This window comes from Streptomyces sp. NPDC058697, assembly GCF_042715345.1.
In the GTDB taxonomy this organism is placed as follows: Bacteria; Actinomycetota; Actinomycetes; order Streptomycetales; family Streptomycetaceae; genus Streptomyces; species Streptomyces liliifuscus.
In genome coordinates this window covers 342,411-358,228 of record NZ_JBHXSU010000006.1, presented here as the reverse complement: position 1 = coordinate 358,228, position 15,818 = coordinate 342,411, and the positions used below count along the sequence as shown (strand labels likewise).

Annotated in this window: 13 protein-coding genes; 6 read left to right on the top strand and 7 right to left on the bottom strand. The window is 72.0% G+C overall.

All coding sequences use genetic code 11. From position 1 onward, the window contains the following. Nucleotides 1–148 precede the first annotated feature (148 nt). The 4 genes from ACFWXQ_RS17505 to ACFWXQ_RS17490 form a co-directional block, all read right to left on the bottom strand. Nucleotides 149–1,483: an AAA domain-containing protein gene (locus ACFWXQ_RS17505; protein WP_383943254.1), complete on the bottom strand. Its 1,335-nt coding sequence runs from the start codon at nt 1,481–1,483 to the stop codon at nt 149–151. Next, complete coding sequence (locus tag ACFWXQ_RS17500; protein ID WP_383943251.1) at nt 1,480–3,129, bottom strand: hypothetical protein; 1,650 nt, start codon at nt 3,127–3,129, stop codon at nt 1,480–1,482. The genes ACFWXQ_RS17505 and ACFWXQ_RS17500 overlap by 4 nt, the downstream gene beginning before the upstream one ends. 130 nt (nt 3,130–3,259) lie before the next feature. Beyond that, nucleotides 3,260–4,549 carry a hypothetical protein gene (locus tag ACFWXQ_RS17495; RefSeq protein WP_383943275.1) on the bottom strand — a complete coding sequence of 430 codons (1,290 nt, stop codon included), beginning with the start codon at nt 4,547–4,549 and terminating at the stop codon, nt 3,260–3,262. Between the two features lies 1 nt (nt 4,550). Then, on the bottom strand, nt 4,551–5,546 hold the full coding sequence (locus ACFWXQ_RS17490) for a phosphatase PAP2 family protein (RefSeq protein ID WP_383943247.1): 996 nt from the start codon (nt 5,544–5,546) through the stop codon (nt 4,551–4,553). 206 nt (nt 5,547–5,752) lie between these two features. On the opposite strand from ACFWXQ_RS17490, the gene ACFWXQ_RS17485 reads away from it, so the two are divergent. Beyond that, on the top strand, nt 5,753–6,349 hold the full coding sequence (locus ACFWXQ_RS17485; RefSeq protein WP_383943244.1) for a histidine phosphatase family protein: 597 nt from the start codon (nt 5,753–5,755) through the stop codon (nt 6,347–6,349). Between the two features lie 104 nt (nt 6,350–6,453). On the opposite strand, the gene ACFWXQ_RS17480 is transcribed toward ACFWXQ_RS17485, so the two are convergent. Then, nucleotides 6,454–7,938, bottom strand: coding sequence for a hypothetical protein (locus tag ACFWXQ_RS17480; RefSeq protein WP_383943241.1), 1,485 nt, complete (start codon nt 7,936–7,938; stop codon nt 6,454–6,456). A 276-nt stretch (nt 7,939–8,214) separates the two neighbouring features. Here ACFWXQ_RS17480 and ACFWXQ_RS17475 point away from each other — a divergent pair, with 276 nt between their 5' ends. Both ACFWXQ_RS17475 and ACFWXQ_RS17470 read left to right on the top strand, forming a co-directional pair. Next, nucleotides 8,215–8,583, top strand: coding sequence for a hypothetical protein (locus ACFWXQ_RS17475; protein ID WP_362077547.1), 369 nt, complete (start codon nt 8,215–8,217; stop codon nt 8,581–8,583). Nucleotides 8,584–8,748: 165 nt separating this feature from the next. Beyond that, nucleotides 8,749–9,639 carry a spermidine synthase gene (locus ACFWXQ_RS17470; protein ID WP_383943238.1) on the top strand — a complete coding sequence of 297 codons (891 nt, stop codon included), beginning with the start codon at nt 8,749–8,751 and terminating at the stop codon, nt 9,637–9,639. A gap of 131 nt (nt 9,640–9,770) precedes the next feature. Here ACFWXQ_RS17470 and ACFWXQ_RS17465 read toward each other — a convergent pair whose 3' ends face one another. Beyond that, a complete protein-coding gene (locus tag ACFWXQ_RS17465; RefSeq protein ID WP_383943235.1) occupies nt 9,771–10,340 on the bottom strand; it encodes a hypothetical protein in 570 nt (189 codons plus the stop codon). A gap of 110 nt (nt 10,341–10,450) precedes the next feature. Between ACFWXQ_RS17465 and ACFWXQ_RS17460 the strand changes: the two genes are divergently transcribed. The 3 genes from ACFWXQ_RS17460 to ACFWXQ_RS17450 all read left to right on the top strand — a co-directional run bounded on the left by ACFWXQ_RS17460 (nt 10,451) and on the right by ACFWXQ_RS17450 (nt 14,143). Beyond that, nucleotides 10,451–11,164 (top strand): response regulator transcription factor, encoded by a 714-nt coding sequence (locus tag ACFWXQ_RS17460; RefSeq protein ID WP_383943232.1) that lies wholly within the window; start codon nt 10,451–10,453, stop codon nt 11,162–11,164. After that, nucleotides 11,161–12,564 (top strand): sensor histidine kinase, encoded by a 1,404-nt coding sequence (locus ACFWXQ_RS17455; protein ID WP_383943229.1) that lies wholly within the window; start codon nt 11,161–11,163, stop codon nt 12,562–12,564. The genes ACFWXQ_RS17460 and ACFWXQ_RS17455 overlap by 4 nt, the downstream gene beginning before the upstream one ends. Before the next feature lie 103 nt (nt 12,565–12,667). Continuing rightward, nucleotides 12,668–14,143, top strand: a complete 1,476-nt coding sequence (locus tag ACFWXQ_RS17450) for a cellulose binding domain-containing protein (protein ID WP_383943226.1) — start codon at nt 12,668–12,670, stop codon at nt 14,141–14,143. 179 nt (nt 14,144–14,322) lie between these two features. Here the strand turns inward: ACFWXQ_RS17450 and ACFWXQ_RS17445 are convergent, their stop codons facing one another. Then, a complete protein-coding gene (locus tag ACFWXQ_RS17445) occupies nt 14,323–15,753 on the bottom strand; it encodes a GH1 family beta-glucosidase (protein WP_383943223.1) in 1,431 nt (476 codons plus the stop codon). Nucleotides 15,754–15,818: the final 65 nt, after the last annotated feature.

Sequence of the window (15,818 nt, the reverse complement as noted above, 5' to 3'; positions counted from 1 at the left end):
GGTGGTCGGCCCGTCCTTGTTGGTGGGCCACCGTCCATTGTCCCTTGACTGCGCAAGAGCGCCTCAGGGCGCGGCTGACCGGCCCTGATGCGCGCTCTCTCCTACCCTCCGCACTCCCTCACGACTCCCACGCGACCCGGTGCGCCGCTCACGGCTGCCAGGCCACCCGGTGTTCCGCCAGATGGGAGAGCACCGCGTGGTTCGCTTCCCAGCCGTCCGGGAACTTCACCGTGACGCCGAGCTGGACCGGTTCCGTGGACGGGTGGTCGTCGAGGAGGTCGGTGACGCCGGCTCGGCAGACGACGATGCAGGCGTGGCGGTGGCGGGAGGCCAGGACGCACAGGCGGCCCGTTTCGAGGTGGAAGGCCGTTGCGTCGGGGCGGCCCGACAGGGGGTGCAGGACGACCGTCACGTCGTACTCGCGGCCCTGGAGGCGGTTCGCCGTGTCGACGGTCACGTCCGTGACGCCCAGCTCCGCCAGGGCCGAGCGGACGGCCGCCGCCTGGTCGCGGTGTGCGGTGCCGACGGCGATGCGGTCGGCCGTCAGCGGGGCGGGGTCCGGGGAGCGCTCCGATGTCGCTGCGCCGCCGCGGTCCAGTAGGCGGCGTACGACCTGGGCGAGCGCCCGGATTGCCTCCGGGTCCGTGCGCGGGGTGTTCCGGGCGGGCAGTTCCAGCAGGCCCCAGCCCGCCTCCGCCGCCTCGTCGATGACCCGGTCGGGGCCCGAACCGTCCGACGGGACGGCGAAGGCGAGCCGGCGGTCGCCGTGGCCCGTACCGCTGCGGAACGGCGTGAAGGGGTAGAACGCGTCCGAGACCAGCGGCGCCGCCGACGCCGGAAGCCGCCAGGAGACGGGGAGGCGGTGCTGCGGCAGCTCCGGGTTGTGGGCGAGGAGCGTCGTGACGGCGGAGGCCGAGGGGTCGTACGACAGCCCCGCCCACTGCTCGCTGCCGACGATCGCGAACGGGTCCAGCTGGCCCGGGTCGCCCACGAAGAGCGCCCGCTCGAACAGCCCGGCCACGGCCAGCAGCGCATCCGACCGCATCTGGTACGCCTCGTCGACGATCGCGTGCCGCCACGGCTCGACGCCCTTGACGTGAGCCCACTTCGCGGCCGTCGAGATCACCACGTCGAGCCCGGCCAGGTCCCCGGCCTTCGCTGACTTGCGGACGTTCGGGAGGTCGTCGAGCGCCTTGTCGTACGGGTCCGCGTCGCTGCTGTGCAGCCGGCCGACGGGCAGCTCGGGGTTCTTCTCGGCGAGCCGCAGCACCAGGTCGTCGACCTGCGCGTTCGTCTGCGCGATGACCATCAACGGGCGCCCCGCGTCGGCCAGTTCGAGCGCGGCCCGGACCACGAGCGTGGACTTGCCGGCGCCGGGCGGGGAGTCGACCACGACACCGCGGTGCGTCCCGTGCAGGGTGTCGCGCAGGATCGCGTCGGTGGCGTGGGCGGCCTCGGCGCCCGGATCGAACACGGTGGTCACAGGACGTCCTCTTCGGTCACGGCGTCGGGCTGCACCTCGAGTTGCGGGGCGGCGGCATCGGTCTCGCCGGGCGGCCCGCCGTGCGTCCACGGCGTGTCCTCCGGGTCGGGAAGCTTCGCACCGCCCCGCTGTTCGTGCTCGAAGAGCGTGAAGCAGACGAGGTCGCCCTTCTCCGGTACGGATCCGGTCTCGGGCTCCTTGCCGCGGCCCATCTTGTCGACCACGCGCAGCACGACCAGGGAGCCGAGGGCGTCGGTGGGGTCGTCGCCCTCGGCCCCCTGGTCGTACCGGACGTACTCGACGAATTCGGCCGCCTGCGCCTTGCCGCCGAGCGAGCGGTAGACCTTGGCGCGTTCGCCGAAGTGCGGCCGGTCGTCCGTGCGGACGGTCACGAGGGGGCGCGGGCTGGGCCGCTTGCCCTCGCTGTACGTCATCACGACATCCGTGACCTCGCCCGCGAAGGCCTCGCCCGCGAGCCGCCGGCCGGCCATGACGAGCGGGTCGTCGAGGGCCTCCTGGGCGTCCAGACGGGCCTGTTCGCGCTCGCGCGTGGCGAGTTTGTTCGCCGCCGTCACCGCGTCGTCGCGGCGCGGCTGCGGGGGCTCGCCGGCCAGGACCCGGTCCCGGTGACCGGTGAACGACCAGCGGTCCCGGGTCCACCGGTCGGCCGCGTGGGCGCCCTCGGGCAGGGCGCGCAGCAGGTCGAGGCCGCGCCACACCGCGTCCCAGGTGGGGCGGGTGCGGCTCTCCACCAGGTCGCGGATATGCCGCTCGGCGGCGGTGAGGTCGCCGAGCCGGTCGTCCGCCTCGATGCCGTCCTCGGCGGCCGCGAGTGCCGTACGCGCGCGGTCGTAGCGCTCGATGGCGGGGGCGAGCAGTTTGTTGTCGAACGCCGGGTCGGTGGCGGGCCCGGCCGGCGGGCAGAGGAGCTGTCCCTTGCCGTCGCGCCGCAGCTCGGCCCGGAGCGCGGCATCGGCGCCGGACTCGCCCTGCGGCGGGTCGATCCAGGCGAGCAGCGCCCCCAGGTGCTGGTCCTCCAGGCTGGACTGTCCGGTCGCCCAGTGCCGGGACAGCACGTCGGTGAGCGCGAGGAGGAGCGAGGAGCCGGGTACGCGGGAACGCTCGCCGTAGTGCGTGAGCCACCGGCCTAGCAGGGGCACGCGCGGAGGCGCCGGGTGCGGTGTCTCCGGGTCCTGCTCGGCGGTGCGGCGGAAGCGCATGGAGCGGCCGAGCAGCCGTACGAAGTCGATGCCCGAGCGGCTCGGGACGATCAACTGCGGTGCGTCCGCGCACAGTTCGACCTCGACCTTGATCCGCTTGCCGGTCTCCGGGTCGGTCTCGTTGCGCTCGGCCGGCTCGACGTCGGCGGCGTACGCGTCGATGTACGGCAGGACGATGTCCGCCAGTTCGGCGAGGAACGCGAAGCGGAGGTCGCGGTCGCGGGGCTGGGGGACGACGAGGAGGCGGGGGGTTTCGCGGTCCGTGCCGACGAGTGCCCCCAGCGGGGCCCCGGCTTCTCCTGCGGTGGTGAGCGGTACGAGGACGAGGGGGCTCGGGGAGAGGTGGCGGTGGCGGGTGGTGGCCAGGGGCTGGGCTCGGCCGGTGTCCACGGCTTCCAGGCGGGCGAGGGTGGTGATCAGGGACATGGGGCTGCCTCCTGGGAGGGGCTCGCCGAGTGGTGCGGTTCGGTGTGCGGGGGTTGTGTTTTGGCTGCGGGGCGGTGGGGGTTGCTCGCGCAGTTCCCCGCGCCCCTTGCAGGGCCGGGGCGGACGGGGCTCAGCACGTCGTGTGTCCCCGTGCCTCGGACGGCAGTTTCTGCTCGCTGATCAGTACTCCCGTCCGCAACCCCTGTCCGTCGCCCAGTGCCTCGGCTCGGAGTTGGGCCGCTCTGCGCAGGGCCGCGACCGCCGGGTCGGTCGGGTCGCCGGATCTGCCGTGGGCCGCCGAGAGGACGTCGTCGACTGTCGTCAGGCCGCCCAGTTCGGCTCGGAGGGAGCGGCCGAGTGAGGTCACCGCACCCTCCGCTCGGGAGCGGTCGCGGCAGTGGAAGGCGAGTTCGCACGCGGAGAGGCACTCGGGGGCGTAGGTCGCCGGGACCGATTCCACCGCGGCCGTCAGGTCGGCGGCGGGGAGGTCGGGGGAGAAGCAGGTGCCCTCCGGGAGCAGGTCGGTGATGTCCTCGATACGCGTGAGGCGGTCCAGCTGACGGCGGGTGACCGAGCGCTGCTTGCGGACGTCGACGGCGGACGCGGTGGGCAGGTTGGAGAAGTCCTTCGGGCAGACCAGCAGCACCGTGTGCCGCACCTCGGGCGGGCGGGTGCGGACGCCGTCCTGAGCGCTTCGCGCCCCGGGTGTCTCTGCCGGCGTCGCGGCGGCGGCCGTGGGGAGGTCCGAAGGGGTGAGCTGGGTTGCCCTCGCGTCTCCCGTGTCCCCCGTCTCTCCCGTGGCTCCCGCCTGTTCTTCCGGTGCCGCGGGCAGCCGGGACGCGACCCGTTCCAGTGCCAGGACGTACACCGCGGCCTGGCGGGCGGCCGCGCCCACCTTTGCCGCGTCCGCCGAACCGTCCAGCATCGGGAAGGACTTGATCTCCACGACGGTCCAGCTGCCGTCGGGATGGACGACCACCGCGTCCGGCTCCAGGAAGGCGGGGGAGCCCGCGACGTCCAGGGCGAGCAGGGGGTGGTCGAGCAGTGTCCAGACGCCCGCGTCGGTGGCCTCGCGCAGCGCAAGGGCCGTACGCGCCGTGCGTCCCTCGGGGCCCACGGCGGACAGGTCGGGGACGGTGCCGGCGGTGGGCGCCGCGGCCTCCGGGTCCAGCTTCTCGTGCACGAGCCGCAGCAGCTCCGCGCCGCCGTCGGCCTTGACCCGCGCCTCGAAGGCGTTGCCCCGCATGAACGCGAACTGCGACTGACCGAAGGCGGACGGCGAGCCGAGCGCGCTCGCCAGTGCGGCCTTGTTCACCCCCGCCCCGTCGAGGATCGCGCGCCGATTGCACCCCGGGTTCGCGGCGAGTGCCGCGAGGGCGCGCGCGTCGAGCGGCTGCGGGGGGACCGCGGGGCCGCGCAGCTCAGCGAGCCGCTGCCGGAGCCCCGTCGCCCGCGCCGGGGGGACTCGCTCCCGGTTCGGCTCCTGCCGGGGCTCCCGGCTCGGCGGTACCCGGGACGGCTGGGGCCTTGCGCTGTCGGGGAATTCGCTCACCCGGCGAAGTCTGGCACCCCGCACTGACAATTGAGGAACCTGCGCTGTGCGGGGCGCCTGTGGAAACCCCGGCGACCGGTGCGAAGGGCCGGATCCCGAGCCGCGCCCGGAGCGTGTCCGCGAGCCGCAGCACCGGCCGGGTCAGCAGGAAGCCGATCCCCATCACGACGAAGCCCGCGACCGCGTCGAGGAAGTAGTGGTTGGCGGTGCCCATCACCACGATCGTGGTGATCAGTGGGTACAGGACCCCCGCGACCTTGGTGAGCCGCGTGCCACCGTACATCCAGAGCATCACACCGCACCACAGCGCCCAGCCGCAGTGCAGACTCGGCATCGCCGCGTACTGGTTCGTCATGCCGCCGAGCCCGCGCGGCGCGCTCGCCTCGCCGCCCCACCAGCCGTAGTCGCTGTACTGGGCCATCGTGTCGACGAACCCGTGGCTCGCGGACAGCAGCCGCGGCGGACAGGTCGGCAGCAGCGTGAAACCGATCAGACCGATGAACGTGGACGTCATCAGCCAGGTCCTGGCCGCTCTGTAGCGCACGGCACGGGACCGGAAGAGCCAGACCAGGATGGCCGGCGTGACCATGTAGTGCAGCGACGCGTACCAGAAGTCGGCCGGTATGCCGATCCAGGGCTCGCGCGTGAAGAGACGGTTCAGCGGGTGCTCGGCGTTCAGGAAGAAGAACTTCTCGACGCGCAGGATCGCCAGACCGTGGTCGACGGCGCTGGTCACGTCCCCGCGCGCGAGGAGCCGGCCCGCCGAGTACGCCCCGTACACCAGCAGGATCAGTGGCAGCTCGGTCCACCAGCGGAGGCGGGAACGTGGTGCCGCCTCGGTGCTCGGTGCATCGGTCCGCAACATCCGATCCCTCCCCCTCCTGCTTTCCCGGCCGCAATGACCTGGCCCAATTTACGTTCTGCGCGCGTCCCCCGTGGCCGCGCCCCCGGTGGTCTTAGACGCAGAGATCGCCCAGCGGGTTGCTCAAACTGTGAGTGAGCGATGATGGAGTGATCCACCCCTCGTTCGCCTGCGGTTCACCGCTCGATCTTCCCCGAAAGGCCCCTTCCATGGCACCGCGTTTCCTGCTGGCCCGGCACGGACAGACGGAATGGTCGCTGTCCGGCAAGCACACCGGCAGGACGGACATCCCCCTCCTGGAGGAGGGCAGGCGCGGCGCCAAGCTGCTCGGAGAGCGCCTGCACAGGGCCCCGCTGAAGGGCCTGCCCGGGGTGGAGATCCGTACGAGTCCGCTGGCACGCGCGAGTGAGACCTGCGAACTCGCCGGGTTCGGCGACCGGGCGACCCCCTGGGACACGCTCATGGAGTGGGACTACGGCGCGTACGAGGGCATGACCCCCGACGAGATCCGGGCCGGCCGTCCCGACTGGCTGATCTGGCGGGACGGGGTGCCCAGGGGCGAGACCCTCGCCGAGGTCTCCGCGCGCGCGGACGAGATCGTCGAGTGGGCCCGCTCCGCCGACCGTGACGTACTGGTCTTCGCCCACGGACACATCCTGCGCTCCATCGGCGCCCGCTGGCTCGGCCTGGACATCGATTTCGCGTCCCGTATCCGCCTCAACCCGACCTCCCTCTCGATCCTGGGCTGGGCCTACGGAGAGCCCGCGATCGAGACGTGGAACGACTGCGCCCATCTGACGGCGTAGTCCGGCTGAGGCACCCCGGGCTTTCAAGGGGCGCGGGGAACTGCGCGATCAACCCCCACCGGCCCGCAGGCAGATCACAACGCCCCCCGGCGCAGCGCAACGGCTCAGGCAGGCCGCGGCAGCGCCCCGTGTCGCTCCAGGAAGTCCGACACCCCCGACGCGCGGCGGTGCGGCAGCAGTACCCGGGCCGTCCCCGCCAGCATCGTCTGCACGCGGGACGACTGGACCTCGTCCAGCAGGTCCAGGACGCGCAGTCCGGCCGCCGCCGCCTCGTCGGGGTGCCCGGCGCGGGCCAGGTCGTCGGCCAGCTCGGCCGTGTAGAGCGCGAGGTTGCGGGTGAAGTGCGGGTCCTGGAGCCGCGTCGCGCGCCGTGCCTGATGGGCCGCGCGCGACCAGTCGCCCAGCGTGGACCAGCACTGGGCCTCAAGACCGGCCAACTCGGCGTCTCCGTAGAAGCTCATCCACTCCGGATCGGCGTCGCACGGGCCGCGCCCGTACAGCGCCTGCGCGCGGGTCAGCGCCTGCTCGCAGCCCCTGCGGTCGGCGAGCCCCGCCCAGCCGCCCGCCTCGCGCAGCGAGAGGAGCGACAGGAGCCGCGCCGAGCCCAGCGGGCGCGCCGCGAACTGGGCCGCCTGGGCAGCCCGTACCGCCTCGCGCGGCCGCCCCGCGTCCCGCGCGAGGAAGGACGTGTTGCAGAAGGCATGCGCTTCCAGGGCCGGGTCCACGGCCACACGGGCGGTCGCGAGCGCCTCCGCGTAGTGCGAACGCGCGTCCTCGAAACGCCCCGAGTCGTGTGCCAGCCACCCCACGGAGATGGCCAGTTCACCGGCCCCCGTGTGCAGCCGCTCGGCGGTCGCCTGCCGTGCGGCGCCCGCGTCCAGCAGGGCGTACGCGGCCCGCAGCGGAGCCGACGCTCTGCGGTACAGCCCGTCGGCGCCGTGCCGGTCGTCCAGCAGCCGGATCTTGCGTACGGCCTCTTCCAGCGCACCGGCCTCGGCCTCGCCTGCCCGGCGCACGGAACGGTCCGCGGCCGCGGCGGCGCCGCTGAACGCGAGTCCTATGGGGCCCAGTGAGGCGGCCGCCACCGTGGCGGTACCGCCGCTCATGAATGCGCGACGTTGCACGTCGCTCTCCTCGTGGTTCTGGTCGTCGATCTCGTGCGGGTCATACCGGTCGTTCGGTTCGTGCGTGCCGTACGTGGTGTCATACGGCTCGTACGCCCCTTCCGTCTCATGCGGGGCGTACATCGGGCTCGTGGTGCGAGGGTCGGGCGCCTCCTCGAAGGTGCGCGCCCCCCGGCCGCGTACCGCCGAACGGGGCACGAACCCCAGGTCCGTCAGCGTCCGGCCGGGGAACATGTGCAGGAACACCCGCTCGTACGCGTAGTTGGGACACCGGATCTCCCCCGCCTCGACCCGCCCGATGTAGCGCGCGTCGCAGCTGACCTGCTCGTCGATCTCCCGGGCGGCCCGTCGCACCGCCGCGGCGAACTCGCCGGGCGAGCGCTGACCGCGCAGCCGCCGGAAGACGAGATTCGGCCGCGCCGGCCGGGGTGACTGGGACGACGAGGTCATCGGTGACGACGCCATGGCCGGGCCCTCTCTCACGAACCGTCGAACCATGCCGGAAGCAGGGCGAGTTGATCATGTTGTCGACCTGGCCGCACCTGTGTTTCCAGCGGGCACGAACGTACCCGCTGTGACGAGTCCACCACGCGGGGTTTGGCTACAAAACGGATATCTCATCCCTGATCTGCCATGAACTGCCATCCTTTGCGGCCGAGTTTCGCCGTAGCCGTTGACGCCGCACGGCGTTGAACCATGCGGTGTGCCCGATCGAGGAGGGGTTCCGTGGTGGAGGCCAGGATGGAGAGCAGGCAGAGCGTCGATCCTTGTGATCTCGTGACCGTCCCCGCTCGGCAGGGGCTGGAGGCGGTCGACATCCTGCGGCGCGGTGCGTCGGCGGAGGCCGTGGGCCCCGTTCTGCATGACGACAGCTGCGACACGCTCGGATTTCTCGTGCCGCCGGGGACGGCTTCTGCCTGGGACGTCCCGGGCAGTACGTGTACGCGGACCGACGGGCGGGGGCTTCGGCTGGCGCCTGAGCCGCCGGTGGAGGGGTCGGACTGGCTGTTGCCTCCTGGGGAGGCGGACCTGGCGACGGATCCTGCGGTTCTGCGGGCCGCGTTGGGGGAGGCGGCCCGCTTGATCGAGGCGGCGGACAACTGCCGTTGATTTTGGGCGGGGGGTTCGTCTGGCTTGCGGTTCTTGTTGTCTGCGGGCTGTCCGTGGCTGGTCGCGCAGTTCCCCGCGCCCCTAAAAGCAGCAGTTCCCGCACCCCTAAAAGTGAGGGTCTGCTGTCGTTGAGCCGGACTGTCCGGGGCCGTCGATAATGGGTGGATGGCGCGGGCAAAGAACAAGCGGGTGGATGATCGGCGGGGCGGTGACAGACGTGTTGCTGCTTCTGCCGTCGTCGAGAGTGTGGACGGGGGGCTTGCGGAGCTGATGCCCGACCGGGACCGGGGGCGCGCCTGGACGCTGCTCATCGACGGGGCCCCGCAGTCGCATGTCGACCTCGACGACCCCTCGTACCTGAGCTTCGAGTACCAGCGCCGGCTCGGTCACGTCATCGATCTCGTCGCCCCGCCCGGCAAGCCCGTACAGGTCGTGCACCTCGGCGGGGGCGCCTTCACCCTCGCCCGGTACGTGGCCGCCACCCGGCCCCGCTCCACCCAGCAGGTCGTCGAGCGGGACGCGGCGCTCGTCCAACTGGTCCGCCGTGAACTGCCGTTGGACCCGAACGCCCGGATCCGCGTACGGTCCGTCGACGCGCGCGAAGGGCTCGCCAAGGTACCGGACGGCTGGGCGGACCTGGTCATCGCGGACGTGTTCAGCGGGGCACGGACGCCCGCGCATCTGACCTCGGGCGAGTTCCTCACCGACGTACGCCGGGTCGTCAACGCCGGTGGCCTGTACGCCGCCAACCTCGCCGACGGTCCGCCCCTCGCGCACCTGCGCGGCCAGATCGCCACCGCAGCCGGTGTCTTCCCCGAACTCGCCCTCATCGCCGACCCGACGGTCCTCCGCGGCAAACGCTTCGGCAACGCCGTCCTGATCGCCTCGGCCCTCCCCCTCCCCGTACTCGAACTGACCCGCCGAGCCGCCTCCGACCCCCACCCGGCAAGAGTCGAACACGGCAAGGCGCTACGGGACTTCACAGGAGGGGCGACCCCGGTGACGGACGCGGCAGCGGTAGCGTCCCCGGCACCCCCGCCGTCGGTGTTCCGGTAGGAATGGCCCGCTGACTGTTTTGGCTCGGGGCGGCGGAAGCGCCCGCCTTTGCCTTTGTCTTTTAGGGGCGCGGGGAACTGCGCGAGCAACCCAATCGGACCCGCAGACGAACAACGAGCTCCGCAGATCACTCAGTAATCGTTGATGGAAACCCGCGGCGCGGAGTCATGCCACGTACAGAACACCGAAACCCGATCCGCCCCCGCCGAGAACTCCACCCGAATCCACGTCTCCGTCTTCCACACCTGCATCGACCACCCGGACGCGGGCGTCGCCGACACCAGCGACGCATACGACTTGCCGAGGTCGAACACGACCCGGCCCCCCTCGGTGTCGTAACTCTTCACCTCACCCGAGGCACCCGCACCCGTACCAGCAGCGCCACCGGCCGACTTCGAGGGCGAGGAGGAGGGGGAGGGCGACGGCGAGGACGAAGCCGGGGCGGAGGGCGAACGCCCCGCACTCGGCGCGCGGCTCTTCGACGGCCCGGACTCGGTTCCAGGCCCGGACTCGGGCCGACTCGTCGAGGAGGCAAGCGGCTTCGCGCCCTGCGCGGTCGTCCCGTCCCCCGTGATCGGCAGCGCGCGCGGCGGATCGTACGCCGTCCCCGCCATCACCGTGTGGACACCCCACCACGACAGCGTGACCGCCGCGCCCGTGGCGAGCGACCAAGCCAAGCCGTGTACGAGTCCTCTGCGCATCGCGGGCCATACTGCCCCACGCGCCCCACACATGTCCCCTGCCGGTGCTGCCCGGACGGTTATCCACAGGCCCCGGACCGGCCCAACCCTTATGGCGTAGGTTGCGGGCCATGGCAAGTGTGCTCGTGGTCGAGGACGACCAGTTCGTACGCTCGGCCCTCATCCGGCATCTGACCGAGGCCGCGCACACCGTGCGCAGTGTCGGTACGGCACTTGAGGCGCTGCGCGAGGTCGCCCATTTCCGTTTCGACGTCGTGATCCTGGATCTCGGCCTGCCCGACCTGGACGGGTCGGAGGCGCTGAAGATGCTGCGCGGCATCACCGACGTGCCCGTGATCGTCGCGACCGCGCGGGACGACGAGACGGAGATCGTGCGGCTGTTGAACGACGGCGCGGACGACTACCTGACCAAACCGTTCTCGGTCGAGCACCTGGCGGCACGCATGGCGGCGGTGCTGCGCCGCGCCCGGTCCTCGGCCGGGGAGGCCCCGCCGTCGCCGGAGATCCGCGTCGGCGGTCTGGCCATCGACCCGCTGCGCCGCCAGGCCGAGCTGGACGGCGTACGACTCGATCTGACCCGGCGCGAGTTCGACCTGCTGGCCTTCCTCGCAGGACGGCCCGGGGTCGTCGTGGCCCGCAAGGAACTGCTCGCCGAGGTGTGGCAGCAGTCGTACGGGGACGACCAGACCATCGACGTCCATCTGTCCTGGCTGCGAAGGAAGCTGGGCGAGACGGCGGCCCGACCGCGCTATCTGCACACCCTGCGCGGAGTGGGTGTGAAGCTGGAGCCGCCCAGGCCGTCGGAAGCGGAGCCGCCGCGATGAGATGGGCACTGGTCAAGGTCTGTGTGGCGGTGACCACCATGGTCGTGGTGGCCTTCGCGGTGCCGCTCGGGCTCGTCATCAGGGAGATGGCAAGGGACCGCGCGTTCTCGAACGCCGAGCGGGAGGCCGCGGCCATCGCCCCCGCCCTCTCCATCACCACCGACCGGGACCAGCTGGAGAAGGTCGTCGCCTCGGCGGGCTCGGACGCGGGAATGGCCGTCCACATACCCGCGAGCGACGGCGTGGAGGCGGTCGACCTCGGCCGGCAGCGCGCCCTCGGCAAGGACATCGCCACCACCCGGAAGCTGGGCCGGGCCTCCACCACCGAGGTCCCCGGCGGCTCCACGCTGCTCCAGCCCGTCGCGCTGAGCTCGGGCGAGATCGCCGTCGTCGAGGTGTACGTGCCCGAGTCGGAGGTCACCAACGGCGTGGCCACGGCGTGGGCCGTGCTCGCCGGTGTCGGTATCGCTCTCATCGTCGGCTCGGTCGCGGTGGCGGACCGGCTCGGCGTACGGATGGTGCAGCCCGCGCAGCGACTGGTGGAGAGCGCGCACGAACTGGGGGAGGGGAAGCTGGGCGCCCGGGTGCCCGAGGAGGGGCCGACCGAACTGCGGCTCGCGGCAGTCGCGTTCAACTCCATGGCCGACCAGGTCGTCCAACTCCTGGCGAACGAGCGGGAGTTGGCGGCCGACCTCTCGCACCGGCTGCGTACACCGCTGACGGTGCTGCGGCTGAACGCGGCCTCGCTGGGGGACGGGCCCGCCGCCGAGCAGACCCGGGCCGCCGTCGCGCAGCTGGAGCGCGAGGTCGACACGATCATCAGGACCGCCCGGGACGCCAAGCCGCAGACCGCGGCGATAGGCGTGGGCGCCGGGTGCGACGCGGCCGAGGTCGTCCGGGAGCGGATGGACTTCTGGTCGGCGCTCGCGGAGGACGAGGGGCGCAAGGTGCGGGTGGCCGGGGTCGACCGGCCGGTACGGATACCCGTGGCCCGCGCCGACCTGGTGGCCGCGCTCGACGCGCTGCTCGGGAACGTGTTCCGGCACACCGCCGAGGGCACGGCCTTCGCGGTCGACGTGCACAACGGCGAGGACGCCGTCATCGTGCTCGTGTCGGACGCGGGCCCGGGCATCACCGACCCCGAGGCGGCGATGGCGCGGGGCGGCGGATCGGGCAGCGACGGCTCGACCGGGCTCGGGCTCGACATCGTGAGCCGGCTCGCGGAGTCGACGGGCGGGGACGTACGGATCGGGCGCTCCGTCCTGGGCGGGACCGAGGTACGGATCTGGATCCAGCTGGACGGCCGGGAGCCGGAGCGGCGAGGTCACCGGGGCTCGGTGCGCCGAGGCCGGTCGGCCAAATTGGTCTCGACCTTTAACCGGTCCCGATCCCTTCCTTAAGCGCACCCTAAGATCCCCGACCCCCGTCCGGATCAGGCCGTTTGCCCGTTTCCGGCTCGCTAGCGTGCTGCCGCACCCCACCCCCCTTGAAGGCAGGCACGCGATGAGCACGCACCGGCACACGGTCAGTGGCAGGAACAAGGCGATCGGAGGCGTGGTCGCGGCGGCCGTGGTCGGCGGTGGGGCCCTCGTGTTCTCCGGTACGGCGCAGGCGGCCGGCGTCGGTGCCGCCTACACCAGGACCAGCGACTGGTCGACCGGCTACACCGCGCAGTACGTCGTCACCAACGACAGCGGCGCGGCGAAGCCGGACTGGACGCTGGAGTTCGATCTGCCGTCCGGGGCCGAGTTGAGTTCCCTGTGGAACGGCGAGTCGAGTGTGAGCGGCCGGCACGTCACCGTGAAGCCGCCCGCCTGGGACAAGGACGGGCTGGCCAAGGGTGAGTCGGTGACGGTCGGCTTCGTGGTGAACGGCTCCGGCGCCCCCACCGGCTGTCTCATCGACGACGCCAAGTGCTCGGTGGACGACGGGGCGACACCGGAACCGACCGGCCGCCCGACGGAAACCGCGACACCCACCCCCACCCCCACCCCCACTTCCACGGCAACCCCTTCCGAGCGCCCCACCTCGACCCCCACCGCCTCGCCCTCCGTGCCCTCCGAGACCACCGAAGGCGGCACCGCGGCCACCGCCGGCTTCGCGCCCTACGTCGACACCTCCCTCTATCCCGCCTTCGACCTGGTCGCCTCCGCGACGGCCACCGGTGTGAAGGACTACAACCTCGCCTTCGTCACGGACGGCGGCGGCTGCACCCCCAAGTGGGGCGGCGTGACGGACCTCGGCACCGACGCGGTCGCCGCGCAGATCGGCGCCCTGCGCGCCAAGGGCGGCGACGTCCGCGTCTCCTTCGGTGGCGCGGCCGGCTCGGAACTGGCCCTGAACTGCTCCTCGGCGGACGCCCTCGCGGCTGCGTACGAGAAGGTGGTGGACGCGTACAAGCTGACGAAGGTCGACTTCGATGTCGAGGGCGGCGCGCTCCCCGACACGGCGGCGAACACCCGCCGGGCGAAGGCGATAGCCAAGCTCCAGGCCCAACACCCCGACCTGGACGTCTCGTTCACCCTCCCCGTCATGCCGGAGGGGCTCACCCAGGACGGCGTGAACCTGCTCGCCGACGCCAAGTCGAACGGCGTCGGCATCGACACGGTCAACATCATGGCGATGGACTACGGCCCGGCGTACAGCGGCGACATGGGCACCTACGCCGAACAGGCCGCGACGGCTACGCAGGCGCAGATCAAGGGAGTTCTGGGCCTGCCCGAGTCCGCGGCCTGGAAGGCCCTCGCCGTCACCCCGATGATCGGTGTCAACGACGTGGTGACGGAGATCTTCAAGGTCGACGACGCCACCCAGCTCGTGGACTTCGCCAGGTCGAAGGGGATCGGCTGGCTCTCCATGTGGTCCGCCACCCGCGACAAGCAGTGCCCCGGCGGTACCAAGCCCTCCGCCGACGCGACCTGCAGCTCGATCCTCCAGGACCCGCACGCCTTCTCGAAGGCCTTCGCCGCCTACAAGTAGCCCGACGAACAGCCCCGCAGGAAGCTCAACCAAAGCCCGAGCAGCCATCTCCGCACGGGGGTCATGCGCCCCGGCCGGCCTTCCCCCCACCCGGCCGGGGTTCACGGAGGGGCGCGGCACTCCCCTCACAGTGCCGCGCCCCGTTCCCCGTTCCGCCCGTGTCCCCCCTGGGGGAGGGGTTATTCGGTCGGGTTCACCGGAGGCAGCGCACCGGTCCGGGCCGCCTCGCCGTACCAGAGGGCGCTCGACTTCGGTGTGCGGGCCTGGGTCGCGTAGTCCACGTACACCGCGCCGAAGCGCTTGTCGTAGCCGTACGCCCACTCGAAGTTGTCCATGAGGGACCACAGGTAGTAGCCGCGGACGTCCGCGCCGTCGGTGATCGCCCGGCGTACGGCCGACAGATGGCCGTGGAGGTAGGCGATGCGCTCCGGATCGTGGACGCGGCCGTCGGGGTCCGGCTTGTCGTCGTACGCGGCGCCGTTCTCGGTGATGTAGAGGGGGAGCCCGGGGGCCTCCGTCGTGTAGCGCATGATCAGCTCGTGCAGGCCCGTCGGGTCGATGGTCCAGCCCATCTCCGTACGCTCGCCCGGGGTCTGATGGAACATCACGTCGTCCGCGCCCGGCCACGGCGAGTGGTCGCTCGCCCCGTGGCCGTCGGCGCGCGGGCCGTCCGGGGCGGTCTCGGCGGCGCCGACCAGCGTCGGCGTGTAGTAGTTGAGGCCGAGCGCGTCCAACGGCTGGTTGATCAGCGCGAGATCACCGTCCAGGACGTACGACCAGTCCGTGATCGACGACGTGTCGGCCAGCAGGGTCGCCGGGTACGCGCCGTGCAGCATCGGGCCGTGGAAGATGCCGTTGGCCAGGTCGTCGATGCGCCGGACCGCCACCAGGTCCGCCGGGTCCTGCGAACGCGGCCTGACCACCGAGGAGTTGAGACTCACCGCGATGCTGTTGCGGGCCGGCATCGCCGTGCGCAGCGCCGAAGTCCCGAGCCCGTGCGCCAGGTTGAGGTGGTGCGCGGCACGCAGGGACGCCTCCGGATCCGTACGGCCAGGAGCGTGCACCCCTGATCCGTAGCCCAGGAACGCGCTGCACCAGGGCTCGTTGAGCGTGATCCACTGCTCGACACGGTCGCCCAGCGCCTCGCCCACGATCTGCGCGTACTCGGCGAACCGCAGCGCAGTGTCGCGCTCGGGCCAGCCGCCCGCGTCCTCCAGCTCCTGGGGGAGGTCCCAGTGGTAGAGGGTGATCGCGGGCTTGATGTTGTGGGAGAGCAGCTCGTCGACCAGACGGCGGTAGAAGTCCAGGCCGCGCTGGACGGCGGGACCGCGGCCCGTCGGCTGCACCCGGGACCAGGACACCGAGAAGCGGTACGCGGTCAGGCCCAGCTCCGCCATGAGCGCCACGTCGTCGCGGTACAGGTGGTAGTGGTCGTTGGCGATGTCGCCGTTCTCGCCGCCGGCCGTCTTGCCGGGCGTGTGGCTGAAGGTGTCCCAGATCGAGGGCGTACGGCCGTCCTCCCGCACCGCCCCCTCGATCTGGTACGCGGAGGTGGCCGCGCCCCAGAGAAAGGCGGGCGGGAAGGTCACGGGCGTTGCGGGCTCAGACATGGAAGCGCTCCCATGGGAGGAATGGTCGTAGGAGACCAGGGATATGGGGTCGGAGGGGGGAGGAG

Coding starts and splice junctions, on each gene's coding strand:
- ACFWXQ_RS17500 (WP_383943251.1), bottom strand. CDS start 3,129: ATGTCCCTGATCACCACCCTCGCCCGCCTGGAAGCCGTGGACACCGGC.
- ACFWXQ_RS17490 (WP_383943247.1), bottom strand. CDS start 5,546: ATGTTGCGGACCGATGCACCGAGCACCGAGGCGGCACCACGTTCCCGC.
- ACFWXQ_RS17485 (WP_383943244.1), top strand. CDS start 5,753: ATGGCACCGCGTTTCCTGCTGGCCCGGCACGGACAGACGGAATGGTCG.
- ACFWXQ_RS17480 (WP_383943241.1), bottom strand. CDS start 7,938: ATGGCGTCGTCACCGATGACCTCGTCGTCCCAGTCACCCCGGCCGGCG.
- ACFWXQ_RS17475 (WP_362077547.1), top strand. CDS start 8,215: ATGGAGAGCAGGCAGAGCGTCGATCCTTGTGATCTCGTGACCGTCCCC.
- ACFWXQ_RS17470 (WP_383943238.1), top strand. CDS start 8,749: ATGGCGCGGGCAAAGAACAAGCGGGTGGATGATCGGCGGGGCGGTGAC.
- ACFWXQ_RS17465 (WP_383943235.1), bottom strand. CDS start 10,340: ATGCGCAGAGGACTCGTACACGGCTTGGCTTGGTCGCTCGCCACGGGC.
- ACFWXQ_RS17460 (WP_383943232.1), top strand. CDS start 10,451: ATGGCAAGTGTGCTCGTGGTCGAGGACGACCAGTTCGTACGCTCGGCC.
- ACFWXQ_RS17455 (WP_383943229.1), top strand. CDS start 11,161: ATGAGATGGGCACTGGTCAAGGTCTGTGTGGCGGTGACCACCATGGTC.
- ACFWXQ_RS17450 (WP_383943226.1), top strand. CDS start 12,668: ATGAGCACGCACCGGCACACGGTCAGTGGCAGGAACAAGGCGATCGGA.
- ACFWXQ_RS17445 (WP_383943223.1), bottom strand. CDS start 15,753: ATGTCTGAGCCCGCAACGCCCGTGACCTTCCCGCCCGCCTTTCTCTGG.